The organism is Microvirga sp. P4_G7 (genome assembly GCF_056401005.1).
On record NZ_JBFUKD010000944.1, the window covers coordinates 1 to 1,128 of the forward strand.

Consider the following 1,128-nt stretch of genomic DNA (forward strand, 5'->3'; position numbering starts at 1 on the left):
CGATCATCATTCCACGGTCGATCATCATTCCACGGTCGATCATCATTCCATCGCGCTGGAGAGCCTAGTCACGTGCGTGTGCGGGAGAAGGCGCTTACCGGGCAATTCGGATATGCTTCGTCGTTATCAGTCAGATCGACGCGATCGACGTGGTGGCGCATCGTGTTATATCCGATAGTATCGGGATGAAGTGGCTGCCTTCCCTGGTCGATGTCAGTCTGCGCCTCGGGTCGGCAGCTCAATTTCGCGGCATCGAGCGAGGTGAGCGACCGCAATAGAAACAGCGGACACGCAATCGCTTTCGCAGGTTTTGCGGTAAGCGCCGCGAAGGACATCGCCATGGACGCCATCAACGCCTTTGCGGATCATGTCATCTCGACGCGATTCACCGACATCCCGGACCATGCCTTGCGCGCGGCAAAACGATTTGTCCTCGATTCGATCGGGGTCGGCATTGCCGGAAGTTCAGGCCAGTGGACACGCGAGTTGATCGAAACGGCGTCAAGTTGGGGAAGCGGCAGCGAAAGCCGCGTTTTCGTTCACGCGGGGCGCTTCCCTGCCGGAATCGCAGCTCTTGTAAACGCATACCAGATTCACAATTCTGAATTCGATTGCCTGCATGAGAAGGCCATCGTTCACGCTCTGACGGCCGTCCTTCCCGCGGCCCTCGCGGTTGCCGAGAAAATCGGTGGCGTTTCGGGCGAGCGCTTTCTCGAGGCCGTCGTCGCCGGCGTCGACGTCGCCTGCGGCCTTGGTCTCGGCGCGACGTCGCCGATGACGTTCTTTCGCCCGGCAATTGCGGGGGGCTTTGGTGCGACCGCGGCGGTCGGCAAGATTCTCGATTTCGACCACAAGACGCTCATCGCCGCCTTCGGAACGACGTACGCGCAGACTTGCGGATCGATGCAGGCTCACGAAGAAGGTACGATGCTGCTCGCGATGCAGATCGGTTTCAACGCTCGAAATGCCGTCGACGCCTGCGAGCTTGCCGCGCGCAATCTCATCGCTCCCGTGGAGGTGCTCGAAGGTCGCTTCGGCTATTATCGACTCTTCGAAGGAAGCTCGGATCTTGCGCCCGTTCTCTCGCAACTATCCAAGACAAGGCGGATCAGCGAGCTGGTGCAAAAG

The 1,128-nt window shown here is 59.6% G+C and carries 1 protein-coding gene; it reads left to right on the plus strand.

From position 1 onward, the window contains the following. Nucleotides 1–339: 339 nt before the first annotated feature. Nucleotides 340–1,128 (plus strand): MmgE/PrpD family protein (locus AC1DT3_RS22125; protein WP_477467323.1); only part of this gene is annotated, 789 nt, incomplete at its 3' end.